This window comes from Streptomyces xanthii (assembly GCF_014621695.1).
Lineage (GTDB): Bacteria > Actinomycetota > Actinomycetes > Streptomycetales > Streptomycetaceae > Streptomyces > Streptomyces xanthii.
Genome location: NZ_CP061281.1, coordinates 1205229 through 1232027, shown reverse-complemented (window position 1 = coordinate 1232027; position 26799 = coordinate 1205229). Strand labels below are relative to the sequence as shown.

Here is a 26799-nt window from a genome sequence, read left to right as displayed (position 1 = left end):
CTGGAGACGCTGTAGACAGAGAGATTCAGGCTTCGGTTCGGTAGAGGGAGATCCGGCGGTGCCCGGTGACCACCCGGACGTGGCCGGTCAGTTCGGCGTCGAGGGCGCGGTCGCCCGTGTCGACGAGCAGCGGACGGCCCTGGAGCGCGGCGAGCTTCCCCTCCGTGCACACCACGAGCAGCCCGCCGCGCCCGCCCGCCGCGCGCAGCACCCGCGGCGAGATCTGCTGGTTGCCCCGGCCGAGCAGGAAACCCTGCCCGCCGATGGGCGAGACGACCACATGGCAGGGCCGCGCCGGGTCGAGGCGCGCGAGGATCTCGGCCTCCGACGCGTCCTTCGCCACGACGACGGCCTGCCCGCCGCGCAGGTCGAGCACGTCGACGCCCGCCAGGGAGGCGTCCGCGCCGAGCGCCGCCGCGACCGCGCGGGTCGTCGTGCCGGGCCCGAGCACGAGCAGCCCGTCGCCCGCACGCCCGACGAGCTCGGCCGCGATCCCGCCGCTCGTGTCGTACGCGGCCGAGGCGCTGCCCGTCTTGCGCTGCTGCACCCGGGCCGGGACGTCGGGCACGGTGAGCCAGCCGTACAGCCGGGACGCGGTGCGGCCCGCGCGCAATGCCTCCTCGTCCCGGTCCATGACCTCCGCGTCCCGGACCCCGGGCGCGGCCCCGCCGAGCCGCGCGGCCGCGACCTCCCCGGCGGCGCGCGGTCCGACGGCGAACACGGCCGAGTGCATCTTGACCCCGGTCGGCACCCCGAGCACCACGCACGGGGCGCCGTCGAGCGCCCGGGCCACGTCCCGCGCGGTCCCGTCGCCCCCGGCGAAGAGCAACAGGCCGACCCCCGCGGCGACGACGGCCCGGACGGCGGCGACGGTGTCCTCGGCGGTGGTGCCGAGCGGGCCCGGCACACCGGAGCGAGGTGCCGGGACCGTCTCCACGTCGAGGCCCGCTCCCCGGGCCGCCTCCTCGCCCATGGCTCCCGGGGCGGTCACGATCACCGGGGCGCACCCGCGGGCCCGGATCTCGGCCAGGGCCTCCTCGGCGCGGGCCGAGGCCCGCGGGACCGCGCCCAGTTCGAGGGCGCGCCGCGGACGCTCCGGGCCGTCGGTGCCGCCGAGACCGACCCGGCCGCCGAGACCGGCGACCGGATTGACCACGAGGCCGACGCGGGGCCGTGTCACGAGGGTTCGCCGAGGATCTTGCGGCGGTAGGCGCGCCAGGACACCGCCCAGGTCGACGGATCGTCCAGGGCCTCGGGGCGCACCCGGTGGACCGTCGAGCGGTGCGGCGCGGTGCGGACCGTCTCCGGTTCCTCGTAGGCCTCCCGGGCGACCTCCGCGAGGATCGCCGCGTACTCGTCCAGGTCGGCCCGGGTGTACGACTCGGTCGGCTCCAGCGTCATCGGCTCCGGCACGACGTACGGGTGGTGGCTGGTCCAGTAGTGCGTGCCGAAGTCGGCCGCGCGCAGCCCGAGGTCCTCGGAGTGGACGCCCGTGTCCTCGTACAGCTTGCGCCAGCTGTAGCGGACCTGTTCGACGCGGGGGCGGCCCTCGGCGTAGGGGATCTCGACGCCGGGGATCTGCCGGACCTTGTGGAGCAGGTAGTTGTTGTTGAGGACGGCCGTCTCGGCCGCCGCGCGCAGGCCGTCGGCGCCGAGCGACATGATCCAGGCGTAGGCGCGGACCAGGTTCGGGACGACGCCGTAGAAGGGGCGCATCTTGCCGACCGACTCGGGACGGTCGTCGTCGAGCCGGTAGCGCTCGCCGTCGAACTCGACGGTGGGGACCGGGAGATAGGGGGCCAGGTCGGCGGTGACCGCGCAGGCGCCGGCCGCCGGGCCGCCGCAGGCGTGCGGGGTGGAGAACGTCTTGTGCAGGTTGAAGTGGCACAGGTCGAACCCGGCGTCGCGGGCCCGCGTGATGCCGAGGATGCCGTTGGCGTTCGCCTGGTCGTAGGAGCACAGGCCGCCGGCCTCGTGCACGATGCGGACGAACTCCTCGATGCGCGGGTTGTAGATGCCCGTGTCCTCCGGGTTGGTGATCAGGAGGGCGGCGGTGCGCGGTCCGACGGCGGCCTTGAGGGCCTCGATGTCCGGGTAGCCGTCCGCGTCCGGGTGCAGGGTGATCACCTTGAACCCGGCGGTCTTCGCGCAGGCCGCGTTCGAGGGGTGCGAGAAGATCGTCGTGATGACCTCGTCGCGCTGCTCCAGCTCGCCGCGCGCCGCGAAGTAGGCGCGGATCATCGCCACGTTGGTGTAGATCGCGGCGGACCCGGCGCCCGGCTGGAGCGAGACCCGGTCCATGCCGGAGATCTCCTTCAGCAGACCTTCCAGCTCGTGGATGATCCGCAGCACGCCCTGGACGGTCTCCTCCTCCTGGAGCGGATGCAGGGCGGCGATCCGCGGGTCGCGCACGAACCGGTCGTTGACCTTCGGGCTGTACTTCATCGTGCAGGTGCCCTGGCCGACGTCGATGTTGAGGTCGGCGCCGAGGTTCTCCTGCGAGAGGCGCAAGTAGTGCCGCAGGACCTGCTGTTGGGACATCTCGGGGAGGGCGGGCGGCTCGGCGCGGCGCAGGGCGGCGGGCAGTTCGGGAGCGGGGAGCGCGGGGTCGGCCTCGGGGACGAGGACGCCGCGCTCGCCGGGCGAGCCCAGCTCGAAGATCAGCTTCTCGTCCCAGGACGCCTGGTGGAAGCGGCGCAGCGCGGGCTTCGGGGCGATCCGCGCCTGGTCGGGGGAGACGGGCGCGGGCGTGGTGTGGGCGGTCACTTGACGATCTCCTCCAGCGTGGCGGCGAGCAGGTCGATGTCGGCCTTGGTGTGCACCTCGGTCACGCAGAACGCGGCCGTGCGCTCCCCGGTGGGCACCCCGCCGAAGATGCCGTGCCCGCGCAGATCGGTGCGGATCTCGGCCGCCGAGCGCGAGCCCGTGTACCGGACCGTGAAGTCGGCGAAGTGCGGAGTGTCGCCGAACGGCACCTCGATCCCCGGTACTTGGGACAGCCGGGCGCGCGCGTACGCGGTGAGCCGCAGGATCGTGTCGCCGATGTCCCGCATGCCCTGCGGGCCCATCAGCGCGAGGTACACCCCGGCGCCGATGCCGTGCAGCGCGGCGGCGGTGCCCACCCACTCCTTGCCCTCCTCCCGCTGGGCGAAGGACGTGCGCTCGTACGCGACGTCGCCGAAGCCGTACTCGCCCTCGACCTCGGTGGGCACGAGCCCGAACAGGCGCGAGGGGTACTCGGCGACGAGCCGCTCCTCGTCGCGGGTGGCGATGAACCCGGCGTTGCCCCCGCCGAAGCTCTGGTGGATGCCGAGCGGCTGGATGTCCCCGCACGCGATGTCGGCGCCGTACGAGGACGGGGGAGCGAGCACCCCGAGCGTGATCGGATTGCAGCCGACGACGTACAACGCGCCGGCGGCGTGCGCGAGTTCGGCCAGGTCCGGCAGGCCCGCGTCGATCACGCCGAGCGCGGAGGGGGCCTGCGCGTACACGGCGGCGACCTCGCCCCCGGCGAGCGCCTCCCGTACGGCGGCCAGGTCGGCTCCGCCCGTCGCGGGGTCGACCGGGACGACGGTCACGTCGTGGTCGGGGCGCACGTAGTCACGGATCCGGGACAGCTCGTCGGCGCCGACCGAGGAGGCGATCACGAGCCGGCGGCGGCCCGTGACGCGTCCGGCCATGCGCAGCGCGGTGCCCGCGGCCTGGAAGCCGTCGTACACCGGCACGTTGACGACCTCGACGTCGAGCAACTCGGCCATCATCGACTGGTACTCCCACAGGGCCTGGAAGCGCCCGTGGTCCTCGTAGGGCTCGCCCGCGTAGGCCGTCAGGAACTCGCTGCGGTCGACGATCTCGTCGACGACGGCCGGCACGTGGTGCTGGTAGCAGCCCGCGCCGAGGAAGCTCAGGGCCTCGCGGGTCGTCGTGTTGCGGCCGAGCAGCCGCTCCATGTGCCGGGTCAGCTCGGCCTCGGAGCGCAGCGGCGCCGGCAGGTTCAGCGGGCGGTGGAGCCGGATCCCGTCGGGGATGTCCGCGTAGAACTCCTCGACGCTCGCGGCGCCGATCGCGTCGAGCATCGCCTGCCGTACGGCGGGCACGGCGTTCGGGATGTACGGATGCGGAGTTGGCTCAAAGGGTTCGAAGGCCTGGGCCTGGGACGACGTCATGCCTCGCCTTTCGGGTGGGCGGAAGCCGGGGGAGTCGGAGGGGGCGGCCGGGTGCCGGCCCGGGGCGCGGGCTCGGCGGGGCCGGGAGAACTTTGTGTGTACGCCTCTTGACGGCCGGGTCCGTCATTCAGTGTTCTGAATACAGCATTAGGCATTCAGGCTCCAGGAGGCAAGAGTGTCAACAGCACCCACCCGGCGCAGCGTTCTGGCCACGGGTCTCACCGCATCGGCATCCGCCCTGCTCACGGGCTGTGCCATGGGCGGCTCGGGAGGCGGCGGAGGCGAGACGCGCGAACTCGGCGGCAAGGACGGCAAGACCGGCGACCGCCCGAAACTCTCGGGCACGATCACCGTCTGGTCGTGGGACGTCGCCGCCACGGCCATGAAACGGCTCGGCCGCACCTTCGAGGCCAGACACCCCGGCACGAAGATCAAGGTCGTCGACATCGGCTACGACAACGCCTACGACAAGATCACCGTGGGCCTGCGCGGCGGCAGAGGCCTGCCCGACGTGCTCACCATGGAGGGCAGCTACCTGCCCCGCTACACCGCCAACTTCCCCACCGGCTTCTACGACCTGGCGGCTCTCGGCGGCCGCTACGGCGGCGACTTCGACCGCGCCGCCTGGCGCACCGTGACCGGGGGCCCGGACGGCGACAAGGTCTTCGCCCTGCCCTGGGACATCGGCCCCTGCGCCCTCTACCACCGCGCCGACCACCTGCGCGCGGCAGGCGTGAGCCCCGACTCCCTGCGCACCTGGGACGACTACGTCAAGGCCGGCATCCGGATCAAGAAGGCCACCGGACACAAGCTCCTGGTCATGGACTCCACCGACTCCGGGATCCTCCCCATGCTGCTCCAGCAGCAGGGCCAGTCCTACTTCAAGGGCGGCCGCGTCGCCCTCGACACCCCCGCCGCGCTCAAGGCCATGACCGTCATGCGCGACCTCGCCGAGCACGGTCTCGTCTCCTACGAGAAGGGCTGGGACGGGCTCGTCACCGCCACCAAGGAGGGCAAGGTCGCCACCACGCCCACGGCCGCCTGGTGGACCGGCACGCTGACCGCCGAGATGCCGGAGCTGAAGGGGAAGTTCGGCGTCGTCCCGCTGCCCGGCTTCACCGCCGACGGCGTCCGCACCTCCAACATCGGCGGCTCCGCCCTCTGCGTCCCCGCCCAGACCAAGAACGCGGACCTGGCCTGGGAGTTCATCCGCTTCCTGCTCACCGGCAAGGCCAACCAGGTCTCCATGCTCAAACGCGAGGGCCTCTTCCCCGCCTACCTGCCCGCCCTCGAGGACCCGTACCTGAGCGAACCGCAGGAGTACTTCGGCGGGCAGCGCGCCAACGCCGTCTTCGCTCGCCTCGCCCAGAACATCCCGCCCGTCGAGTACACCGACGACGACGCCAAGGCGGGCGACATCGCCACCGCCGCCGTCAACGCCGTGATGCTGCGCGGCAAGGACCCGAAGGCTGCGCTCGCCTCCGCCGCCGACCAGCTCGCCGAGGCCACCAAACGGAAGAAGGTGGCCTAGCACCCATGGCCGTCCTCGACACCCGCACCGGGCCCGGCACCACCTCCGCCCGCCCGGTGCCCGGCCGCCGCCCCCGCCGGCCGCGCCGCCGGCTGCGGCGCACCGGCTGGATCTTCGCCGCACCGGCCGCCGCGCTCTTCGCCCTCTTCTTCGCCTACCCCCTGGGCGCGAGCGTCCTGCAGTCCTTCACCAGCGAGGACGCGGGCGCCGTCCACTGGGTCGGCCTCGACCAGTACCGGCGCATGTTCCACGACACGGCGTTCCTGAAGTCCCTCGCCAACACGGGGCTGATCCTCGTCGTGCAGGTCCCCGTCATGATCGGGCTCGCCCTCGTCCTCGCCGTCCTGCTCAACCAGTCCTGGCTGCGCTTCCGCGGCACCTGGCGCGCCCTGCACTTCCTGCCCGCCGTCACCACCCTCGTCGCGTACGCCGTCGTCTTCCAGGTCCTCCTCAAGACCGACGGCGGCCTCGTCAACCAGATCGTCGGCGTGTTCGGCATCGGCCCGGTCGACTGGCTCAACGACCCCACCTGGGCCCGGATCTCACTGATCCTCACCCTGACCTGGCGCTGGACCGGCTACAACGCGGTGATCCTGCTCGCCGGACTCCAGGCCATCGGCAAGGACCAGTACGAGGCCGCCGCCATCGACGGCGCCGGCACCTTCACCACGTACACCCGTGTCGTCCTGCCCCAGCTGCGGCCCGTCCTGCTGTTCTGCGTCGTCACCTCCACCATCGGCACCCTCCAGCTCTTCGACGAGAACTACGTCCTCACCCGCGGCGGCCCCGACGACGCCACCCTCACCCCGGTCGTCTACCTCTACAAGGTCGGCTTCCAGCAGTTCGACTTCGGGTACGCCGCCGCCATCGCCTGGGTCGTCGTCGCGCTGATCGCCGCGATCTCCGCGCTCCAGTACCTCCTGTTCGGAAGGGAGCGCCGCCGATGAAGGGCGCCAGACTCGGGCTGCGGCTGCTCGCCCGCGCCGTCCTCGTCGCCGGCGGTATCGTCAGCCTCGTACCGTTCCTGTGGATGGCCATCGCCGCCACGCACTCCACGTCAGAGCTGTTCCACTCGCCGCCCCCGTTCCTGCCCGGCGGCAGGCTGCTCGACAACCTGAGCCGGCTCCAGGAGACCATCGGGTTCGGCCGCGTCATGCTCAACAGCCTCGGCATCGCCCTCGTGCACACGGTGCTCAGCTCGGTCGTCTCCGCGATGTGCGGCTACGGACTCGCCAAGTACCGCTTCCGCGGCCGCGGCCTGCTGCTCGGCGCCGTCCTCGCCACCATGATGATCCCGTTCCAGGTGCTGCTCGTGCCGCTCTTCCAGATGATGGCGAGCATCGGCTGGATCGACACCTACCAGGCCGTCGTCCTGCCCTTCCTCGCCAACTCCTTCGGCATCCTGCTCATGCGCCAGTCCTTCGTCGACTTCCCCGACGAACTCATCGAGTCCGCCCGCATCGACGGCTCCGGCGAACTGCGCACCTTCTACCGCGTCGTCCTGCCCTGCGTGCGCCCCCAGCTCGGCGCCCTCGTCATCTTCACGTTCATGGCCGGCTGGAACAGCTTCATCTGGCCGCTGCTCATGCTGAACTCCGAGGACCGCTACACCGTGCCCGTCGCCCTCAACACCCTCACGGGCCTCTCCCACGTCGACTACTCCGGCCTGATGCTCGGCTCGCTGCTCGCGACGCTGCCGCTGATGGCCCTGTTCCTGCTCTTCCAGCGGCAGTTCGTGGCCGGACTGCTCGGCGGGGCGGTGAAGGGATGACCCAGGTGCCCACGACGGAACACCTCACCCGCGTCAACGGCCTCCTCTACGGCGGCGACTACAACCCCGAGCAGTGGCCCGAGGAGGTCTGGAAGGAGGACGCCGCCCTCATGCGCGAGGCCGGGGTCACCATGGTCACCGTCGGCGTCTTCTCCTGGGCCCGCCTCCAACCCGGCCCCGACACCTGGGACTTCGGCTGGCTCGACCGGCTCCTCGACCTGCTGCACGCCCACGGGATCGCCGTCGACCTCGCCACCGCCACCGCGTCCCCACCCGCCTGGCTCGTCCGCGCCCACCCCGAGATCCTCCCGGTCACCGCCGACGGCGTCCGCCTCGAGTTCGGCTCCCGCCAGCACTACTGCCCCTCGTCCCCGGACTACCGCGCCGCCGCTCTCCGCGTCACCACCGCCCTCGCCGACCGCTACGCCGGCCACCCCGCCCTCGCCCTGTGGCACATCCACAACGAGTACGGCGACCACGTCACCGAGTGCTTCTGCCCGCGCTCCGCCGACCGCTTCCGGTCCTGGCTGCGCGACAAGTACGGCACCGTCGACGCCCTCAACCACGCATGGGGCACCGCCTTCTGGTCCCAGCGCTACGGCACCTACGACGAGATCGAACCCCCGCGCACCGCCCCCGGCCCCGTCAACCCGACGCAGCTGCTCGACTGGCGCCGCTTCTGCTCCGACGCCCTCCTCGCCCTCCACCGCGCCGAACGCGCCGTGCTCGCCGAACACAGCACGCTCCCGGCGACCACCAACTTCATGTCGATGTTCAAGGCCCTCGACTACTGGAAGTGGGCCGAGCACGAGGACCTCGTCTCCGACGACGCCTATCCCGACCCGGCCGACCCCGAGGCCCACGTCACCGCCGCCCGCAACTACGACCTCATGCGCTCCCTCAAACAAGGCCGCCCCTGGATCCTCATGGAACAGGCCCCCTCCGCCGTCAGCTGGCGGCCCGTCAACGTCCCCAAGAAACCCGGACTGCAACGCCTGTGGTCGCTCCAGGCCCTGGCCTGCGGCGCCGACGGCATCCTCTACTTCCAGTGGCGGGCCTCCCGGGCGGGCGCCGAGAAGTACCACAGCGCGCTCCTCCCGCACGGCGGCACCGCCTCGCGCGGCTGGCGCGAGACCGTCCGCTTCGGCGCCGAACTCGGGCGGCTCGCCGAGATCGCCGGCAGCCGGGTCGTCTCCGACGCCGCGATCGTCCTCGACTGGGACTCCTGGTGGGCCCTGGAGTCCGACGACCACCCCTCCGCGCGGATGCGCTGGCCCGAACTCCTGCGCCCCTGGTACGCCGCGCTGCACGCACGCGGCGTCACCGTCGACTTCGTGCCCCCGCACGCCGACCTCACCGGCCGCCCCCTCGTCCTCGCCCCGAGCCTCCACCTCCTGCGCACCGCCGACGCGGAGCGCCTCACGGCGTACGTCCGCGACGGGGGCCACCTCGTCTGCGGCCCCTTCAGCGGCGTCGTCGACGAGCACGACCACATCCACGACGGGGGCGCGCCCGGCCCCCTCGCCGCCCTCCTCGGCGTCCGCGTCGACGAGTTCTGGCCCGTCCCCGACGGCGAGAGCGTCCCGCTGGCCTCGGGCGCACGGGCCACGCTGTGGACCGAATGGCTGGAGACGACGGGTGCGGAGGTCCTCGACACCTACACCGAGGGCCCCCTCACCGGCCGCCCCGCCGTCACCCGCACCACCCACGGCTCAGGCACCGCCCGCTACGTGAGCTGCCACCTCCCCGAGGCGATCGGCACGGTCCTGGACCCGGCCCTGGCCGAAGCGGGCATCACCCCGAACGCTCAACTCCCCGCCGGAGTCGAGACGACGGTCCGCGTCGCCGAGAGCGGCACCCGCTACCGCTTCCTCCTCAACCACACCGACAGCGCCCAGGACCTCCCCGCCACCGGCACCGACCTCCTCACCGGCACCCCCGCGGACGGCCGGCTGCACCTGCCGCCCCTGGGCGGGGCCGTCCTGCGGGAGGAGTGAGACGGGCGCCCCGCGCCGGTCAGGAACGCCCGGCGGGCCGATCCGACGGCCCGCACCACTCCGCGTACGAACCGAGGCACGTCCCCCTACCCCCTCTGGGAGGCAGAACCGTGACCGCACAACGCACGACCCGCGCCCTGCTCGCCGCGCTCCTGCTCGTCGGGGGCGGCGCGCTCGCCGCTCCGCCCGCCGCGGCCGGGGCGCCGCCCGGGGACTACGCCGACGTGCTCGACCTCCGTGGCACCCCGGCCTCCGCCGAGGCCGGGGACGCCGACGACAACAACCCCCTCGGCGTCTTCGCCGACCGCGGCGCCTGGCACGCGTACAGCCTGCCGGACGCCGGGGACCGCGACGCGTACGGCGGATTCGGCGGGCCGCTCTACATCGCGCAGGAGTACCCGTGGTGGCTGAGCCGGTCCTTCAGCCGGATGCGGCTCACCGAGGACGGCCGCACCCTCGCCCTCGACGCCGGCGGCACCCCGCGCTTCACCTCGCTCCCCGGCCGGCTCGTCCAGGAGTACGACCTGGGGCAGGGGCTCAGACTCCGTCTGGAACTCCGCTTCGCCACCGACCGGTCCGCGCTCGTGCGCGCCGAGGTCAGGAACACCGGAACGGCCGCCCGCACCCTGCGCGCCGACTGGTCCGGAAGCCTGCTGCGGCCCGCCGACGCCCCGATGAAGGACGCCCCCTCGCTCGCCGCCACCGGACACGGGGTCGGCGTCGACTTCGCGAAGGTCCGCGAGACCTGGGACTACCTCACCGACGGCACCGAGCGCTTCGAGGTCACCCACAAGGAACCCGTCGACACCGCCGTCGACGGCGACACGTACCGGTCCACGGCCAAGACCCCCGTCACCCTGCGGCCCGGCGCCGCCCACCGCTTCGACTGGACCGAGTCCTACACGTTCACCGCCGCCGAACGCTCCCGCGAGGCGGAGCGGGTGCACGCGGTCCTCGCACGCCCCGCGTCCTGCGCGGCCTCCGGCGACGCCCGCTGGCGCCGCTACGTCGACGGCGTCACCGAGGGCGTGCCGGCCGAACGGCGCCGCATCGCCGTCAAGTCGCTGGAGACCCTAGTCACCAACTGGCGCTCCGCCGCCGGCCGGATCGAACACGACGCGATCACGCCGTCCATCTCCTACAAGTGGTTCACCGGCGGGGTCTGGGCCTGGGACACCTGGAAACAGGCCGTCGGCACCGCCCGCTTCGACCCCGGACTCGCCGAGTCCCAGATCCGCTCCATGTTCGACTGGCAGATCACCGCCGACGACAAGGAGCGGCCCCAGGACGCCGGAATGATCCCCGACGTCGTCTTCTACAACGACCCCGCGCGCGGCGGCGGCAACTGGAACGAGCGCAACTCCAAGCCCCCGCTGGCCGGCTGGGCGGTGTGGGAGGTCTACCGGAAGTCCGGCGACCGCGCCTTCCTGCGCGAGATGTACCCGAAGCTCGCCGCCTACCAGGCCTGGTGGTACCGCAACCGGGACCACGACCGCGACGGCCTCGCCGAGTACGGCGCCACCGTCGACCCCGCCAACGACTCCACCGAGGAACGCCGCCTCGCAGCCGCCTGGGAGAGCGGCATGGACAACGCGCCCCGCTTCGACGCGAAACTCGGCACGGGCGTCGTCGCCAACCACGCCGCCGACGGCACCCTGCTCGGCTACTCGCTCGACCAGGAGTCCGTCGACCTCAACGCCTACCTCGCCCAGGACCAGGAGTACCTGGCCCGCATCGCCGACGCTCTCGGCCGGGACGCCGACGCGCGGCGCTGGCGCACCCGCGCCGCCGCCACGCACGAGGCGGTCCGCACGAAGATGTTCGACCCGTCCGACGGCTGGTTCCACGACATCGGCCTCACCGGCGGCGCCCCGCTCACCGACCGGGGCCGCGGCATCGAGGGCGCCATCCCGCTGTGGACCGGCACCGCCACGAAGGAACAGGCCCGCGCGGTCCGGGACCGCCTCGCCGACCCGGCCGAGTTCGCCACCCGCGTCCCCTTCCCGACCGTCGCCCGGTCCTCCCCGTACTTCGCCTCGACCAGGTACTGGCGCGGCCCCGTCTGGCTCGACCAGGCCTACTTCGCCCAGGCCGGACTGCGCCGCTACGGGTACGGGGCGGACGCCGACGACCTCACCGGCAAGCTCCTCGCGCACGCCTCCGGACTGAGCGGCGACGGGCCGATCATGGAGAACTACGACCCGCTCACCGGCGACCCGCTCAACTCCCCGAACTTCAGCTGGTCGGCCGCACTGCTCCTGCCGATGCTGCGCGGCCGCTGACGGTCAGGAGGCCGCGTACTCCCAGAATTCCCGCATCAACGGCGTCGGCGTCGGTCCGGTCATCGCGTACTGCGTCAGCAGGACGGTGACCAGGCCCGTCGACGGCGTCAGATGGGCGGCCGTGCCGAAGCCGCCCACCCAGCCGTAGCGGCCCGGCACGTTCCACGGATCGCGCCGGGCCACGTCGACCGAGCCGCCGTATCCCCAGCCCTGTCCCTCCAGGAAGAGCTCGTTCGCGGCGCGCTGCCCGTCGGTCAGATGGTTCGTCGTCATCAGCCGGACCGACTCGGCGCTCAGCACGTCGCCGCCGCCCGACAGCATCATGCGGGCGAACGCCCACAGGTCGTCCACCGTGGAGACGAGTCCGCCCGCGCCGGAGGCGAACGCGGGCAGCTCGGACCAGTCGCCGTCCGGCCGGTCGACGAGCTCGGTGCCGCCCTCCGGCGTCGGCGCGTAGAAGCTCGTGAACCGGTCACGCCGCTCTTCCGGAACCCGGAACCCCGTGTCCCGCATGCCGAGCGGGCCGAGGATCCGCTCGTCGAGGTAGTCCGGCAGCAAGGAGCCGGTGGCGCGCGCGATCAGCACGCCCTGGAGGTCGGAGCAGGCGTTGTACAGCCAGGCCTCGCCCGGCTGGTACAGCAGCGGCACCCGCGCCAGGGCCGCCAGCCAGGTGTCCGGGTCCGGCACCTGCCGCGGGTGGAACGGGTTCATGAGGGCGAACAGCGGCCGCAGCGCGGGCAGCGAGAAGTCCGGGGCGAAGCCCCAGCCCGCGCGGAACGTCAACAGGTCCTCGACCGTGATCGGCCGGGCAGCCGGCACCACGTCCTCCATCGGACCCGCCGGGTCCCGCACGACGTCCGGGGACTCCAGCTCCGGCAGCCAGTGCGCGATCGGCGCGTCCAGCGAGAGGCGGCCGTCCTGGACGAGGGTGAGGACGGCCGCGGCGACGACCGGCTTGGTCAGCGAGGCGATCCGGAAGATCGTGTCCCGGGCCACCGGCCGGGAACCCTCCGCGTCGGTGTGTCCGACGGCCGCCACCTCGACGTCGTCCCCGCGGGCCACGAGCGCGACGGCGCCGGGCACCGGCCCCTTGACGACGTGCGGTGCGAGCACATCGGCCAGCGCGGTCCTGTCGGTCATGGTCACCCTCCACGGTGCGGACGCGGCCGCGCCCGCCGCGCCCGCATGTCGTGAAGGGAAGACTGCCCCGAAGGGCCCGGCTCATCGGCCCCGCGCCCCCTGAACCGCCCGATCGCCGGAGCGGTCCGGCGGCAGCAGCGGCCAGGGCGCCGCCGCCTCGAACGCGGCGCACGCGTCGAGCAGCGCCGCGTCGCCCAGGTGCCGGCCGACGACATGGATGCCGACCGGCAGCCCCTGCGCGGTCAGCCCCGCGGGCAGCGACGAGGCGGGCAGGCTCGCCATGTTGGCGATCGGTGTGAACGTCGTCCAGTGGTCCTCGTCCACCGTCCGCCCGTCGATCTCCCGCGGCCCGCGCATCCCGACGGGAAACGCGGCCACGGCCGTGGTCGGCGAGACGATCAGGTCGTACGTGGACAGCAGCCGGGCCAGCCGGTTCGCGACGGCCTTGCGGACCCGGCTCGCGTCGGTGAACTGCTCGGCCGTCCACGGCGTGGCGAGGAGCGCCCGCAGATGCGGGGACATGCCGTCGCCGAGCCGCTCGGCCATCTCCCGCATCCCGGTCAGGTCGGTCTCCGTGGCGACGATCGCCCCGAACGCCTCGACGTAGTCGGGCAGTTCGAGGTCCACGAGCTCGACGTCCGCGCCGAGGTCCCGCTCGAAGACGCGGACCGCGTTCTCGACGACGCGGCGCACCTCCGGGTCGACCGCGATGTGCCCGAGGTCCGGGCTGTACGCGATCCGCAGCCGGCCGACCGGGCGGCGCACCGTCCACGCGACGTCGCCGCACGGGATGGAGTGCCGGTCGCGCGGATCGGGCCCGGCGAGCACGGACAGCAGGAGCGCGGCGTCGGCGACCGTGCGGGTCAGCGGGCCGATGTGCTCGACGGACTCCCAGCCGTTCACGCCCGGGTAGCGCTCGTCGCGGCAGCCCGGGTAGACGGGGACGCGGCCCATCGACGCCTTGAACCCGACGAGGCCGCACAGCGCGGCGGGCAGCCGGATCGAGCCGCCGCCGTCGCTGCCCAGTGCCACGGGGGCCATGCCGGCCGCGACCGCCGCCGCCGAGCCCGCGCTGGAGCCGCCCGAGGTGCGGGACGGGTCCCACGGGTTGCGGGTGACGGGGAACAGGGGGTTGTCGCCGGTGGGGCCGTAGCCGAACTCCGAGGCGTTCGTCTTGCCGAGCACGACGGCGCCGGCCGCCGCGGCTCGTTCGACCACGATGTCGTCCTCGTCCGGGACGAAGTCCGCGTAGGCGCGGGAGCCGGAGGTGGTGCGGATGCCCTTGGTGCAGATCAGGTCCTTGACGCCGAAGGGGACGCCGGCCAGGGGGCCCACGTCCTCGCCCCGCGCAAGGGCGTCCTCGATTCTGCGGGCCGCCGCGCGGGCGTGGTCGGGAGTCGGGGTGCAGAAGGCGCCGAGCTCCTTGTCGCGGGTTTCCATCCGGGTCAGGGCGGCCTCGGTGATCTCCACGGGGGAGAGGGTGCGGGTCCTTACGTGGGCGGCGATCTCGGTGGCGGTCAGCCGGCAGAGTTCGTCGGCGTCGGTGGGGCGCATGTCGTTCGGGGGCCTCTCAGGTTCGTTGGCGAGTGGCGGGTCCGGTGGGGGCGGGCCGCGCAGTTCCCCGCGCCCCTGAAATGCGTGCCCTTCGGGCGCATTTCCCCGATCAAGGTGCGGGGTGCCTGTGGTCGGGGGAAGGCGCGGCGAAGCCGTGGCCTTCCAGGGGCGCGGGGAACTGCGCGACCAGCCACACTCAACCGGTGGGCGGAATCAGGGGGTTGGGATCACGGCGGGCTCCGTGTCCGCCTCAGGTGCCGGTTCCGGAGAACGGGTCCGACGGTCCGTCAGGACGTACACGCCCGCCGCGACAGCGATACCGAAGAGAGGGTCCGGGGAACCCGGCAGGAGGTAGTGGGCCAAGGCCGCCACAACGGCGCCCGCCGCCCACGCCCCCAGCGCGTTCCACCTGAACGCCCGCACGTCGGAGACGGCCCGTCCCCGCCGGCGGAGCTGGTCCGCGATGAGGACCGCGCCGATCGGCGGGACGAAGACGCCGAGGAGGTTGAGCCACTCCACGAAGTGCCCCCACACCCCGGCCAGCGCGAACCCGAGACCGAGGACACCGAGCCCGAGCGCGAGCGGCCGCATCCGCAGAGGGGTGAGCGCCGACCAGCCGACGGCCCCGTTGTAGAGGCAGTGCGAGGCGACGGAGCCGAGGTTGACGAAGACGAACAGCACGGCGACGGCGGTGAGCAGCGGACCGTGCCCGGTCAGCAGCGGCAGGAAGCCTCCCCCGTCGGCGGCCGGGTCGGCGGACCCGCCGATCGCGACGACGACGCCGCCGAGCGCGTAGGCGAGGAAGTTGGAGAGCGGGAAGGCGAAGAACGTGGCGGCGACGGCGCTGCGCCCGGTCTTCGACCAGCGGGTGAAGTCCGCGGTCATGGTGCCGGAGTCGGAGAACCCGGCGATGACGATGGCGACGGCCCCGCCGAAACCGAGCGCGCTGCCCGCACCCTGGTAGGTGACGGCGTCGCCGAGCGAGGAGTGCGTGGTGCCGTAGCCGATGGCGACCGCGGCAAGGATCACGAAGAGCGGCGTCGCGATCATGCCGACGACGGCGAGGGCGCGGATGCCGGCGACGGTGAGCAGGGTGTAGACGACACAGCCGGCGACGGCGCCCCACATCGGGTTCCAGCCGAGCGTGTCCTCGAGGGTGGAGCCGGTGAGGCCGATCTGGAAGCTGAACCAGCCGATGACGACGGTGGCGAGGAAGCCCGCGGCGGCGATCCGGCCGCGGGTGCCGAAGGTGTCGGCGGCCTGGAGGGCGAAGTTCTTGCCGGTGCGGCCCGCGTAGTGGCTGAGCGCGCCGACGTAGGCGAACAGGACGAGGTTGCCGGCGAGGATGGCGAGGAGGCCCTGGACGAGGCCGAGGTTGTAGACGATGACGCCGCCGAAGACGGCGTTGCCGAGGTTCATGGGGAAGCCGAACCAGACGGCGGCCACGGACAGCAGGCTCTTGCGTGCCGTGGCGGGAACGGGTGCGTGTTCGTACTCTTCTGCGCTGGCCATGTGCCCCTCCGAAGGGGTGAGTGGGATGCAGCTGGGAGTGGAAGTACGGGAGGGCGCCCGCGGGAGCGGCGGGCGCCCTCGTCCGGCCGCACGCACGCGCGGCCGATCATGGGGAGAGGGGAGCGGAGCGTCAGCGCATGTCGGCGGGGCGCTCGGTGCCCTCGAAGGGGAAGCGGCGGCGGAAGTCGTCGGCCGCGTCCTCCAGGGTCACGAAGGAGACGCCCTCGTGCCCGGAGACGTACTCGATGAAACGCTCCAGCATCAGGAGCACCTGCGGGCGGCCGGACACGTCAGGGTGGAGCGTGACCGGGATGACGGCGTAGTCGAGCTCGCGGTGCACCCAGTCGAACTGGTCCTTCCAGTCCTGCTCCAGGGCGCGCGGCGACACGTAGCCGTGGCTGTTGTGGCTGTGCTTGTTGAACATCATGGGCGGCAGGTCGTCGACGTACCAGTTGCCGCAGAACTCGACGAGGTCGACCTCGCGGCCGTGGACGAGGGGCTTCATCCAGTCCTTGGCCTCGGCCTTGTAGTCGATCTTCGTCCAGGAGTCGCCGACCCGGGCGTAGAACGGGGTGAAGTCCCGGTAGTTCTGCGAGTGGTCGTAGCTGAAGCCGTACTTGTGCAGGAGCGCGGCCGTCGACTCGGACATCTCCCACCAGGGGGCGACGTAGCCCTTGGGCTTGCGGCCGGTGAACTCCTCGATGAGCTCGACCGACTTGGCGAGGACGTCCTCCTCCTGCTGCGGCGTCATCGCGATCGGGTTCTCGTGCGAGTAGCCGTGCGCGCCGACCTCGTGACCGGCCTCGACGACCATCCGGGTCTGCTCGGGGAAGGTCTCGATGGAGTGGCCGGGGATGAACCACGAGGTGCGGATGCCGTAGCGCTCGAACAGCTTGAGGAGGCGGGGGGTGCCGATCTCACCGGCGAAGACGCCGCGCTGGATGTCGTTGGGCGAGTCCTCGCCGCCGTAGGAGCCGAGCCAGCCGGCCACTGCGTCGACGTCGACGCCGAGTGCGATCTGAATGTCCTTGGCCATGAAGGGGTGCTCCCTAACTACTGCAACTGGTACGGGGGAAAAAGACGGGCGGGGAGGGTCAGGAGAGGCGCTCGGTGAGGACCGCCGTCGCGGCGGCCAGTGCCTCCTGGTCCGCGGCGGACCACGCGCGCTCGCGCATGCTGTGCACGGAGATCCAGCCGGTCATCGCGCCGCCCGTCTGGACCGGCGACAGCATCTGGGCGTTGACGCCGTAGACGTCGATGAGGGCCTGCGGAGGGTTCGGGGCGTCCCGGAAGTGCGGCTGGACCAAGGCGCGGCGCTCGGCCTCCAGCCACTCGACGGTGTTGAGGCGGCGCTGGTCGAGGGAGGCGTCGCGGCGGATCGAGCGCACTCCCTCGCCCAGGGCCTCGCCCGCGGTCAGGTCCACGTGCAGACCGTGCGCGGGCAGGTCCACGCGGAACGTCGTGCGGTCCGCGCCGGTCGCCGACAGCAGACCGGTGAGCACCGACTGCACCTCGGCGCGCAGGGCGCCGTCGCGCAGCAGGGTGCCGAAGCCGGACCACGACGGGGCGGCACCGGCGAGTCGCAGCGCGTTCCACAGCGTGGCCGTCACGGAGTCGAACACCGGGATGTCCAGGGCCTGTTCGAGCCGCTCGGCCTCGAACGCGCCGTGCACGTTCGTGCAGACGACGGCGACGGCCTGGGCGCCGTCCGTCGCGGCGGCCTCGACCTGGCGGGCCACGTCGGCGGCCGGGATCCGGGCGAACGCCTCGTTGTCGTCCTCGCCGAAGGGCTCGGCGAGCACGCACTCCAGGCCCTCCCGGGCGTACTCCGCGACGATCGCGTCGGCGACGTCACGGGTGTACGGCAGGGCCAGACCGAGCCGGGTCACGCCGTACGCGGCGCAGGCGTCGAGCAGGGAGAGCGTCGACGTGGTGGCGGGGACGCCGGTGGCCTCGGTGAGCGCGGCGGCGAGCTTGCGGTCGCGCTCGACGCCGAGCCAGGAGCCGGAGGTGCCGTTCCAGACCAGGACGTCGACCTTGGCGTCGGCGAGCTGCCGGGCGGCGGCCAGCATCGGGACCGGGTCGAACTGGGCGTCGCTGCCCGAGTCGAGCGCGATCCGGGTGACCGGCACCCGCGCGAAGTGCGCGCTGACCGTGCCGGCCGCGCCCCGCAGCAGCCCGTACGTCACGGGCTCCAGGCAGGTGTTGGACGAGGGCGTGAGCATGCCCACGCGCAGCGGACGGGTGCCGATCGTCGGACGGTTGTCGCTCATCGGACGACGAGCCTCCTCGAGTAGTCGATGACCAGGGACGAGACGGTGAACAGGGCGCCCGCGCCGACGAAGTAGAGCAGCGCCCAGGTGTAGGAGCCGGTGCCGCCGACGATGAAGCCGACCACGATGGGCGTGACGATTCCGGCGATGTTGCCGGACAGGTTCATGGCGGCGCCGACGACACCGGCGTTGGCGCGGCCGCCGAGCGTGGAGGGCAGCGCCCAGTACAGGCCGGCCCAGCGCAGGAAGAAGAGGACGCCGGCGAGCAGCAGGACGGCGGTGAGCGCGTCCGGGACGAGGACCACGCCGAGCAGGCCCGCCATGACGGCCACGCCCGCGGTGCCCATCATGGTGCGCAGCACGGTGTTGGTGTTGCCGCCGCGGTTGCGCCAGGTGTCGGAGAGCCAGCCGCCGATGAGCTCGCCGACGAAGCCGGCGCCGAAGATGACCAGGGTGGACCAGCCGATCGACTTGATGTCGAAGCCCTTGGTCTCCGAGAGGTACAGCGGGCCCCAGGTCAGCAGGCCGTAGAAGACGCCATTGAAGCCCATCCAGCCCAGGCACATGCCCCAGAAGGAGCGGTGACGCACGTAGGAGCGGAGCTTGGCGGGGCGGTCCTCGCACGGGGCGGCCGCGTCCTCCGCGGCGTGCGCCTCCTCGATGTACGTGGCCTCGGCGTCGTTGACCGAACGGTGCTCGCGCGGGGTGTCACGCAGGAACCACAGGGCGAGGAAGCCGACGGCGACCGTGACGACACCGGCCACGACGAAGCTGATCCGCCAGCTGCCGGTCCAGGCGATGAGGCCGGAGATCGCGATACCGCCGAGGGCGGAGCCGAGCGGGGCGCCGCCGTCCATCAGGACCGCGCCGCGGCCGCGCTCCTTGGGGGCCAGCCACGTCGCGTTGAGCTTGCCGCCGGCCGGCATGACCGGGGCCTCGACGGCGCCGAGCGCGAGGCGGGCCGCCAGCAGCGAGCCGACGCCCGTCGCGCCGGCGGTCAGGCCGGTGGCGATGCCCCAGCCGACGCAGGCGCCGCCGGCCATCTTGCGGGGCCCGAACCGGTCGATCAGCCAGCCCGCGGGGAGCTGCATCAGCGCGTACGTCCAGAAGAACGCGCTGAGCACGAAGCCGGTGACCTCCTTGGTGAGGTGCAGGTCCTTGGTGATCAGGGGGAGCGCGACGGAGACGGAGCCGCGGTCGATGTAGTTGAGCGAGACGACGCCCAGGAGAAGGACGAAGACCTTCCAGCGGGTGCGGCTGGGAGAGCCCTTGGCGGTGGCTCTGGGAGCCTCGGTGGCCGCGTCCGGGGACGACGCGGGCTTGGCTGACGACATGGCTGACCCTTTGTTTCGGCAGGGGGACGAGCTGCGGAAAGGCATGCTGCGGGCGGCCGCGGTGGCGGTCGGACGGGCAGATGTGAGGTGCATGTGACGTGCGCGTTCGGCGCTATGGCATACCAAAGAATGCGGAAGACCATGGCCTGCGTCAAGGCGTTGGTATACCGTAAATTCAAAATTCTCCGGGGAGGGCACATGGCACAGGCGGGGTCCGGCGAGGTCGGATGGCTGCGCGACCAGGTCTGCGAGGGAATCAGGGACCGGATCATCGCCGGGCACCTCCGGCCGGGCGACCGGCTCCTCGAACGGGAGGTCGCCGAGGAGTTCGGCGTCTCCCGCATTCCCGTGCGCGAGGCGATCCGCGTCCTGCTCAGCGAGGGCTTCCTGGAAGCCGTATCGCCGCGCAAGATCGTGGTGAAGCAGCTGTCCTTCCAGGACGTCCTCGACCTCTTCGACCTGCGCGAGGCCCTGGAGGTGCTGGCCGTGCGGCGCGCCACCGAACGTGCGGAGAAGCCCCAACTCGACGCGTTGCGACGCCTGTTGGAGGTGGCACGCAAAGCCACCGGCACCGGTCGGGCCGCGCGGATCTCCCGCGCCAACACCGACTTCCACCACCACATCGTGGAGATCGCGGGCAACACGATGCTCGCCGGCACGCTCCAGCCCCTGGAGGGCCGGATGCGCTGGCTCTTCCAGCAGGTCGACGACCCCGAGGCGGTGTGGGAGGAACACCGCGAGCTGTACGAGGCCATCGCCGCGCGGGATGTGGAGCGGGCCGCGGAGTGCGCGCTGCGGCATGTCCGCCACTACCGGGAGGAGGCCATCCGCCTTCTCTTCGACCCGACCCCGGCCCCGATCGAACCCTGACCCTTGGGCTCCGCCCGGCGCCGGTTCATGGGGGGCGGGGCGCGTGCGGCGCCGCAGGGGCGGCGCCCGGCCTCACTCGGCGTCGGCGGTTCCGCCTGCTCCCTCGGCGCCCGCCGCCATGACGACACACCTTGGCCCCGGCCCTGCACCCACCCTCCCGCCCCCTCCGGGGGCGTCGGCCCGGCGTCGGGCCCTGGGGCAGTACGGCTTCCGGCTGCCGATGGCGTCCCCGCCGTGGGGGTTGAGGGGCGTTGCGGGGTGCCGCGTCGTTGTGGCTGGTCGCGCAGTTCCCCGCGCCCCTGGCGGGGCGCTTCTTTCCCGGCGCCTTTTGGTCGGCCGGCAGTACCTTGGTGCCGCGTACGGCTTCGGTCGGCCTAGCCTTGGGCAGTCTGCCGCCTTGGGCGGCGCGGGTGGGCAAGGCGGCGCCCAGGTGCCGGGTTCGGGATCGGTCGGCCCCGCCGTCGCTGTAGGGCCGGTCAGACCATCTGGCGCCGCACCAACTCGTGCAGGCGGCCGGTCGTGTCGGCCAGAAGGTCCGCCGGGGCGCCCTGTTGGACTACGCGGCCCGAGGCCATCACGATCACCCGGTCCGCGTCCAGGACCGTGGAGAGGCGGTGGGCGATCACGATGCGGGTCGCCCGGAGGGAGCGCGTGCTGTCGATGACGGTGCGCTGGGTCTCGTTGTCGAGGGCGCTGGTCGCCTCGTCGAAGAACAGGAGCTTGGGGCGCCGGATCAGCGCCTGCGCGATCATGAGGCGCTGGCGCTGGCCGCCGGAGATCGCGCCGCCCCCGGCGATCATCGTGTGCAGCCCCATCGGCATCCGCTTGATGTCCTCGGCCAGGCCCGCCATCGCGGCCGCCTCCCATGCCTCCTCCTGCGAGAAGGCCTCCGCACCGCAGATGCAGTCGAGGATCGAACCGGTCAGCGGCTGCGCGTTCTGCAGCACCACCCCGCACTGTCTGCGCACCGCCGCCCGGTCGAGCGCCGAGAGGTCCTGGCCGTCGTACAGGACACTGCCGGAGGTCGGCGCGTCGAAGCCGATCAGGAGGCGCAGCAGCGTCGACTTTCCGCAGCCGCTCTCGCCGACGATCGCCACGAACTCGCCGGGGCGCACCGCGAGCGACACGTCGTCCAGGACGAGCGGCCCGTCGTCGCCGTACCGGAAGGAGAGGCCGCGGGCCTCCAGCGCGCCGGACAGTTCGCCGGGCTGCGACGCCGCCTCCTGCACCTCCGGCTCCGCCTCCAGCACCGGCTTGATCTGCTCGTACATGGGCAGCACGGCGGCCGCCGAGAGCAGCGCCCCCGTCAGCTGCGTCACCGACGTGAGGAGCATCGTCACGGCCGTGTTGAAGGTCAGGAAGGCGGCGGCCGACAATGTGCCCCGCGCGGGACCGGCCAGCAGCATGAACATCACGAGTGAACACAGCGGCAGATAGACCGCGTTGAGGACGGTCGTCACGTTCTTGATCCGGCCCGCCCGCCGCTGCAGCTCCCGGCTGCGCGCGAACTCCTGCGCCCAGGCCCCGTACGCGAAGCTCTCCGCCCCCGCGACGCGCAGCTTCGGCAGCCCGCGCAGGGTCTGGAAGGCCTGGTTGTTCAGCTTGTTGCCGAGCTCGACCAACTGCCGCTGCCAGCGCAGCTCCCACAGCCCCAGCGTCAGGAAGACGCCCGCGACGAGGACCAGCATGCCGAGCGCCGCGAGCGCCAGCGGCACGCTGTACACCAACAGCAGCACGAGGTTCATCGCGCCGATCGTCACGGACTGCACGACCACGGGACCGACCCCGGACAGGAGCCGCCGGATCGCGCTGATGCCCATCGCCGCGCTCGCCAGCTCACCCGTCGAACGCGAGGCGAAGAACCGGGTCGGGAGCCGCAACAGGCGGTCCCAGACCGCGGGTTGGAGGACGCTCTCGACGCGGCCCTCGACCCGCAGCACCGTCAGATTCTGGAGCAGCATGAACGCCGCCGACACGACACTCGCCACCACGACCGCGAGCGACACCTGCGTGATCAGACTCGTCTGCGCGTTCGGCACGTACGTGCCGAGCACCCGGCCCGTCGCGATCGGCACCAGCGAGCCCAGCCCCACCGTGACGAGGCCCGCGAGCAGCAGCCTGCGCACGTCCGCGCCGCTCGCCCGCATGCTGAACCGCATCAGCCGCCACGGGCTCGACGGCCCCTCCGGCAGCGGCCGGTACAGCATGACGGCCCGCTCCTCGAAGTCCTCCGCGTTGTCCTCGTCGATCCGTGTCCCGCGCTCGCCCGAAGGGTGCACCGCCTCGTAGCCGCCGCGCCGCCACAGCAGCGCGACCGGCGCCCCGGACGCCGCCCGGAACCCGACCAGCGGCCCAGCGTCGCGGCGCCACCAGTCCCCGGCGAGCCGCACCGGCCGGGTCCGGATCCGGGAGGCCACCGCGATCTGTTCCACGGGCTCGATCCGCTCGTTGACCGCCTGCCCGCGCGGCGGCTCGGCGAGCGTGAGGCCGGCCGCCCGGGCCACCACCGCGCACGCCGCGTACGTCGCGTCGACACCGGCCGCCTCACCGCCCCGGTTGCGCCGCCGGCCCGAGCCGATCGACGCGAGGAGCGTGCGCTCGGCCTGCTCGCGGACCGCCTCGCCCGCCCGGATCCCGGCCGCGGCCCGGTCCTCGTGCGCGCTCTCCAGGCGTTCGATCCAGCGGTCGAGCGCCGACAGGAGCCGGAACTGCTGGTTCACCATCCGCTGCCACAGCGCGCCGTCCACCAGCAGATCGCCGGCCGCGTCCGCCGCGTACGCCGCCCCGTACTGCACGCTGCCCGGCGACAGCTGCGGCCACAGCACGTCGTCGTCGCTCTCCTCGTGCCCGTCGTACCCGGCGTCCGTCGTCGTCCGCCCGTCGAGCGGCGCCTCGAAGAGGACCCGCTGCCCGCGTCCCACCCCGAGCGCGAACGCCTCCTCCAGCAGACTCCACGCCGGCGCGTACCCGCCGCCGTACGCCGCGTCGTACGAGCCGTCGTGCGCGGGCGGCGTGTACGGCAGCTCCCGCAGCGGGATCCGGCGCAGTACGCAGCCCGTCGCCGGGCGGCCCACCAGCGTGTGCTGCGCGCCCTCGACGGGGCCGAGGAGCAGCGTGCCCGGCTCCAGGCGGCCCAGGAAGTGCCAGTGGCCCTGCGCGAGCGCGTCCACCGCGAACAGGTCGAGCGCCCCGTCGGCCACCAGCCACAGCACCTGCGGCCCCTCCAGCGGCAGGCTGCGCACCCCCGCGCAGTCCACCGGCGTGCCGAGCCCGCCGAACGCCGCCACCACCTGGTCGGACGCCGCGTGCGAGGTGAACCCGTCCTGCGTGTACGTCACTTCAGTGCTCCCTGACCAGCTCGGCGTACGGCCCGCCGGCCGCCACCAGATGCTCGTGCCGGCCGCGTTCGACGACCTCGCCGTGGTCGAGCACCACGATCTCGTCGCTGTCGCGCACCGTGCTCAGCCGGTGCGCGATCACCACGCAGGCGCAGCCGCGCCGCCGGATGTTGTCCATGACCGTCTGCTCGGTCTCCGCGTCGAGCGCGCTCGTCACCTCGTCGAGCACCAGGATGCTGGGCCGCCGCACGAGCGCCCGCGCGATCTCGAGACGCTGGCGCTGCCCGCCCGAGAAGTTCCGGCCGTCCTGCTCGACCCGGCCGTGGATCCCGCCGGGCCGCCGCGCCACCACGTCGTACAGGCACGCGTCGCGCAGCGCGTCCGCCACCGCCTCGTCGCTGATCGACGGGTCCCACAGCGCGACGTTGTCCCGCACCGTGCCCTCGAACAGGAAGACGTCCTGGTCGACGAAGGACACCGACGCGGCGAGCGCCCCGCGCGGAATGTCGTCGAGCCGCGTCCCGTCGATGCGGATGACGCCCTCCCACGGCGCGTACAGGCCCGAGATCAGCCGCGACACCGTCGACTTGCCGCTGCCCGAACCCCCCACGAGCGCGACCTGCCGGCCGGGCCCCACGTTCAGCGAGAACCCGTCGAGCAGCGGCTTGTCGAGCGGGCTGTAGCCGAACGTGATGTTCTCCAGCTCCACGTGCCCCTTCAGCCGGCGCGTACTGCGCACCTGCTCGGGCCGCGCGTACAGCGTGTCGACGGGGAAGTTCTCGACGTCCTTGAGACGCGCCACGTCCGCCGCGAAGTCCTGGATCCGGCCCGCGACCCCGTTCAGCCGGGTGATCGGGGCCGTGAACCGGGTGACCAGGGCCTGGAACGCGACGAGCAGGCCCACCGACAGATGCCCCTCGACCGCCCGCAGTCCGCCGATCCACAGGATCAGCGCGCTGTTCAGCGTCGCGAGTGTCGGGGCCACGACCCCGAGCCACGCACTCGGCACCCCGAGCCGCTGCTGCTCCTCGAGCGTCGTCGCGTGCTGCCCCGCCCACCGCCGGAAGTACCCGTTCTCCCCGCCGGTGGCCTTCATCGTCTCGATCAGCTGCAGGCCGGTGTACGAGGTGTTCGTCAGCCGCGCCGAGTCCGCCCGCAGCTTCTGCGTACGGGTGGCCCGCAGGCGGACGACGATCCGCATCGCCACCACGTTCAGGAGTGCGATCCCGACGCCGACCATGGTCAGTTGGGGGTCGTACGTCCACAGCAGCGCCGCATACAGCAGCACCACGATGCCGTCCACCCCGGCGGCCGTCAGATCGCGGGCGAGGGTCTCGGCGACCGCGTCGTTCGACTGGAGCCGCTGGACCAGGTCGGCCGGGCTGCGCTGGGCGAAGAACGTGACGGGCAGGCGCAGCAGATGCCCGAAGAACCGGGCGCTGCTCAGCGTGGACGAGATGATCCGGCCGCGCAGCAGGTTCGCCTGCTGCAGCCAGGTCAGCACCGCGGTGAGCCCCACCATCGCGCCCATCGACGCGAACAGCGCCCCCAGCAGCGAGGCCTGGTCCCCGATCAGGAACAGGTCGATGTACGTGCGGCTGAGCGCCGGCACCGCCGCGCCCACCAGGACCAGGAGCAGACTCGCGAGCAGCGCGGCGAGCATCGTCCCGGTCGTCCCGCGCAGCCGGCCCGGCAGCGCCTTCAGCACCCCGGGCCTGCGTCCGCCGGTGCGGAAGTCGTCGCCCGGTTCCATGACCAGGACGACCCCGGTGAAGGACGTGTCGAAGTCCTCCGTCGGCACGAACCGGCGCCCCTTGTCCGGATCGTTGATGTGCACGCCGCGCCGGCCGAGGCGCCGGCCGGTGCCGTCGTAGACGACGTAGTGGTTGAACTCCCAGAACAGGATCGCGGGCCCGCGGACGTCCGCGAGAGCCGCCGGCTCCATCTGCATGCCCTTGGCCGTCAGGCCGTAACTGCGCGCCGCCTTGAGGAGGTTGCTGGCGCGCGAGCCGTCCCGCGAGACGCCGCACGCGATGCGCAGCTCCTCCAGCGGGACGTGCCGGCCGTGGTGGGCGAGGATCATCGCGAGCGAGGCCGCGCCGCACTCCACCGCTTCCATCTGGAGCACGGTCGGCGTGCGCACCGTCTTGTGGCGGCGTGACTTCTTTGGCGGGGGAGCGGGGCGGGCGCGGCGCCGGCCGTGGCCCGCGGGCGGCAGCGAGGTCGAGGTCACGGCAGCAGCCAATCGATCGGGCGCTGCTCGGCGAGGTGCACGGCGCCGGAGGCGAGGGTCATGGAGGTGAGCGCGTACGGCGGACCGTCGGGCGTCGACCAGGCGTAGCCGGACTTCGTCGCCGGCGACCTGGTCAGCTTCACGAGGACGGGCACGCGCGGGCCGCCCCGGGTGAACTGCCCGGCGAGGTCGGCGTCGCCGAGCAGGTCGGCGACCTGGCGGCGGGTCTGCGCACCGCGCCCGACCGCCTTCACCGTGCCGTGCAGCATCCCGTACTGCCGGGCCTGCGGCACCGTCAGATCGACCTCGGCGCCCGCCGGGACCGTGCCCGCGCCGGTCGCCGGCACGTACAGCATCGCGACCAGCGGATCACGCGCCGAGCCGGTGCGCTCCACGGTGGCGACGTCGGCGCCCGTCGTCACGACGGCGCCGATGCGCGCGACCAGCGCGGTGACCCGGCCCGCCTCGATGGCGCGTACGGCCCGGTCGCCCTGCTCGGTGCGGACCTTGAGCAGCGGCGCGTCCGCCCGGACCCGCTGCCCCTCCCGCACGAACACCCCGGTGACCTGACCGGTGACCGGGGTCTGGAGGACGTAGCTGCCCTGCCCGTAGGTGAGGATGCCGTCGGCCTTCAGCGTCGAGGACACCGAGCCGGTCACGGCCCACACGGCGGAGGCGGCCATCACGACGAGGGTGACGGCGAGCACGAGCAGCCCCTGGGGCCGCGCGAGCCGCACCGGGAGGTCCAGCGCCTCCGGCGACTGCAGCTTGGACAGAGCCTGTTGGCGGAACTGCACG

18 protein-coding genes are annotated in these 26799 nt (G+C 72.8%); 6 read left to right on the top strand and 12 right to left on the bottom strand.

Annotated elements, in window-relative coordinates; all coding sequences use genetic code 11:
• Positions 1–25: 25 nt before the first annotated feature.
• From IAG42_RS05795 to gcvPA, 3 genes are read right to left on the bottom strand one after another with little or no spacing between them, the layout of a single operon-like run.
• Positions 26–1180, bottom strand: coding sequence for an ATP-NAD kinase family protein (locus IAG42_RS05795; protein ID WP_223205877.1), 1155 nt, complete (start codon positions 1178–1180; stop codon positions 26–28).
• The gene (gene gcvPB / locus IAG42_RS05790) at positions 1177–2766 is read right to left on the bottom strand and encodes an aminomethyl-transferring glycine dehydrogenase subunit GcvPB (protein WP_188335935.1); all 1590 of its coding nucleotides are present in this window, start codon (positions 2764–2766) and stop codon (positions 1177–1179) included. Before gcvPB ends, IAG42_RS05795 begins: the two co-directional genes overlap by 4 nt.
• The gene (gcvPA, locus tag IAG42_RS05785) at positions 2763–4166 is read right to left on the bottom strand and encodes an aminomethyl-transferring glycine dehydrogenase subunit GcvPA (RefSeq protein ID WP_188335934.1); all 1404 of its coding nucleotides are present in this window, start codon (positions 4164–4166) and stop codon (positions 2763–2765) included. Before gcvPA ends, gcvPB begins: the two co-directional genes overlap by 4 nt.
• Positions 4167–4341: 175 nt before the next feature.
• On the opposite strand from gcvPA, the gene IAG42_RS05780 reads away from it, so the two are divergent.
• The 5 genes from IAG42_RS05780 (at position 4342) to IAG42_RS05760 (ending at position 11747) form a co-directional block, all read left to right on the top strand.
• A complete protein-coding gene (locus tag IAG42_RS05780; protein WP_188335933.1) occupies positions 4342–5697 on the top strand; it encodes an ABC transporter substrate-binding protein in 1356 nt (451 codons plus the stop codon).
• Positions 5698–5702: 5 nt separating this feature from the next.
• Positions 5703–6644: a carbohydrate ABC transporter permease gene (locus IAG42_RS05775; RefSeq protein ID WP_188335932.1), complete on the top strand. Its 942-nt coding sequence runs from the start codon at positions 5703–5705 to the stop codon at positions 6642–6644.
• The gene (locus IAG42_RS05770) at positions 6641–7468 is read left to right on the top strand and encodes a carbohydrate ABC transporter permease (RefSeq protein ID WP_188335931.1); all 828 of its coding nucleotides are present in this window, start codon (positions 6641–6643) and stop codon (positions 7466–7468) included. Before IAG42_RS05775 ends, IAG42_RS05770 begins: the two co-directional genes overlap by 4 nt.
• 5 nt (positions 7469–7473) lie before the next feature.
• Positions 7474–9465 (top strand): beta-galactosidase, encoded by a 1992-nt coding sequence (locus tag IAG42_RS05765; protein WP_223205876.1) that lies wholly within the window; start codon positions 7474–7476, stop codon positions 9463–9465.
• A gap of 110 nt (positions 9466–9575) precedes the next feature.
• Entirely contained in the window at positions 9576–11747 is a 2172-nt protein-coding gene (locus IAG42_RS05760; protein WP_223205875.1) for an MGH1-like glycoside hydrolase domain-containing protein, read from the top strand.
• A 3-nt stretch (positions 11748–11750) separates the two neighbouring features.
• Here IAG42_RS05760 and IAG42_RS05755 read toward each other — a convergent pair whose 3' ends face one another.
• The 6 genes from IAG42_RS05755 to IAG42_RS05730 all read right to left on the bottom strand — a co-directional run bounded on the left by IAG42_RS05755 (position 11751) and on the right by IAG42_RS05730 (position 19560).
• Entirely contained in the window at positions 11751–12887 is a 1137-nt protein-coding gene (locus IAG42_RS05755; protein ID WP_188335929.1) for a serine hydrolase domain-containing protein, read from the bottom strand.
• Between the two features lie 81 nt (positions 12888–12968).
• Positions 12969–14441, bottom strand: a complete 1473-nt coding sequence (locus IAG42_RS05750; protein WP_188335928.1) for an amidase — start codon at positions 14439–14441, stop codon at positions 12969–12971.
• A 213-nt stretch (positions 14442–14654) separates the two neighbouring features.
• Positions 14655–15953 carry a cytosine permease gene (locus IAG42_RS05745; protein ID WP_188335927.1) on the bottom strand — a complete coding sequence of 433 codons (1299 nt, stop codon included), beginning with the start codon at positions 15951–15953 and terminating at the stop codon, positions 14655–14657.
• A 130-nt stretch (positions 15954–16083) separates the two neighbouring features.
• Positions 16084–16989, bottom strand: coding sequence for a polysaccharide deacetylase family protein (locus IAG42_RS05740; protein WP_188335926.1), 906 nt, complete (start codon positions 16987–16989; stop codon positions 16084–16086).
• Between the two features lie 58 nt (positions 16990–17047).
• Complete coding sequence (locus IAG42_RS05735) at positions 17048–18226, bottom strand: maleate cis-trans isomerase family protein (protein WP_223205874.1); 1179 nt, start codon at positions 18224–18226, stop codon at positions 17048–17050.
• The gene (locus IAG42_RS05730; protein WP_188335925.1) at positions 18223–19560 is read right to left on the bottom strand and encodes an MFS transporter; all 1338 of its coding nucleotides are present in this window, start codon (positions 19558–19560) and stop codon (positions 18223–18225) included. Before IAG42_RS05730 ends, IAG42_RS05735 begins: the two co-directional genes overlap by 4 nt.
• 198 nt (positions 19561–19758) lie before the next feature.
• On the opposite strand from IAG42_RS05730, the gene IAG42_RS05725 reads away from it, so the two are divergent.
• On the top strand, positions 19759–20430 hold the full coding sequence (locus IAG42_RS05725; protein WP_188335924.1) for a GntR family transcriptional regulator: 672 nt from the start codon (positions 19759–19761) through the stop codon (positions 20428–20430).
• A gap of 476 nt (positions 20431–20906) precedes the next feature.
• Here the strand turns inward: IAG42_RS05725 and IAG42_RS05720 are convergent, their stop codons facing one another.
• Genes IAG42_RS05720 through IAG42_RS05710 form a run of 3 tightly spaced genes read right to left on the bottom strand, consistent with a single transcriptional unit; the run spans position 20907 to position 26798 of the window.
• A complete protein-coding gene (locus IAG42_RS05720) occupies positions 20907–23768 on the bottom strand; it encodes an NHLP bacteriocin export ABC transporter permease/ATPase subunit (RefSeq protein ID WP_188335923.1) in 2862 nt (953 codons plus the stop codon).
• 1 nt (position 23769) lies between these two features.
• The gene (locus tag IAG42_RS05715) at positions 23770–26001 is read right to left on the bottom strand and encodes an NHLP family bacteriocin export ABC transporter peptidase/permease/ATPase subunit (RefSeq protein ID WP_262928306.1); all 2232 of its coding nucleotides are present in this window, start codon (positions 25999–26001) and stop codon (positions 23770–23772) included.
• Positions 25998–26798: an HlyD family efflux transporter periplasmic adaptor subunit gene (locus tag IAG42_RS05710; protein ID WP_188335921.1), complete on the bottom strand. Its 801-nt coding sequence runs from the start codon at positions 26796–26798 to the stop codon at positions 25998–26000. The genes IAG42_RS05715 and IAG42_RS05710 overlap by 4 nt, the downstream gene beginning before the upstream one ends.
• Position 26799 lies beyond the last annotated feature (1 nt).

What these genes read in the sequence shown, in the direction of transcription:
- gcvPA (WP_188335934.1), bottom strand. Translation starts at nt 4,166, where the DNA reads ATGACGTCGTCCCAGGCCCAGGCCTTCGAACCCTTTGAGCCAACTCCG.
- IAG42_RS05775 (WP_188335932.1), top strand. Translation starts at nt 5,703, where the DNA reads ATGGCCGTCCTCGACACCCGCACCGGGCCCGGCACCACCTCCGCCCGC.
- IAG42_RS05770 (WP_188335931.1), top strand. Translation starts at nt 6,641, where the DNA reads ATGAAGGGCGCCAGACTCGGGCTGCGGCTGCTCGCCCGCGCCGTCCTC.
- IAG42_RS05755 (WP_188335929.1), bottom strand. Translation starts at nt 12,887, where the DNA reads ATGACCGACAGGACCGCGCTGGCCGATGTGCTCGCACCGCACGTCGTC.
- IAG42_RS05750 (WP_188335928.1), bottom strand. Translation starts at nt 14,441, where the DNA reads ATGCGCCCCACCGACGCCGACGAACTCTGCCGGCTGACCGCCACCGAG.
- IAG42_RS05745 (WP_188335927.1), bottom strand. Translation starts at nt 15,953, where the DNA reads ATGGCCAGCGCAGAAGAGTACGAACACGCACCCGTTCCCGCCACGGCA.
- IAG42_RS05740 (WP_188335926.1), bottom strand. Translation starts at nt 16,989, where the DNA reads ATGGCCAAGGACATTCAGATCGCACTCGGCGTCGACGTCGACGCAGTG.
- IAG42_RS05735 (WP_223205874.1), bottom strand. Translation starts at nt 18,226, where the DNA reads ATGAGCGACAACCGTCCGACGATCGGCACCCGTCCGCTGCGCGTGGGC.
- IAG42_RS05730 (WP_188335925.1), bottom strand. Translation starts at nt 19,560, where the DNA reads ATGTCGTCAGCCAAGCCCGCGTCGTCCCCGGACGCGGCCACCGAGGCT.
- IAG42_RS05725 (WP_188335924.1), top strand. Translation starts at nt 19,759, where the DNA reads ATGGCACAGGCGGGGTCCGGCGAGGTCGGATGGCTGCGCGACCAGGTC.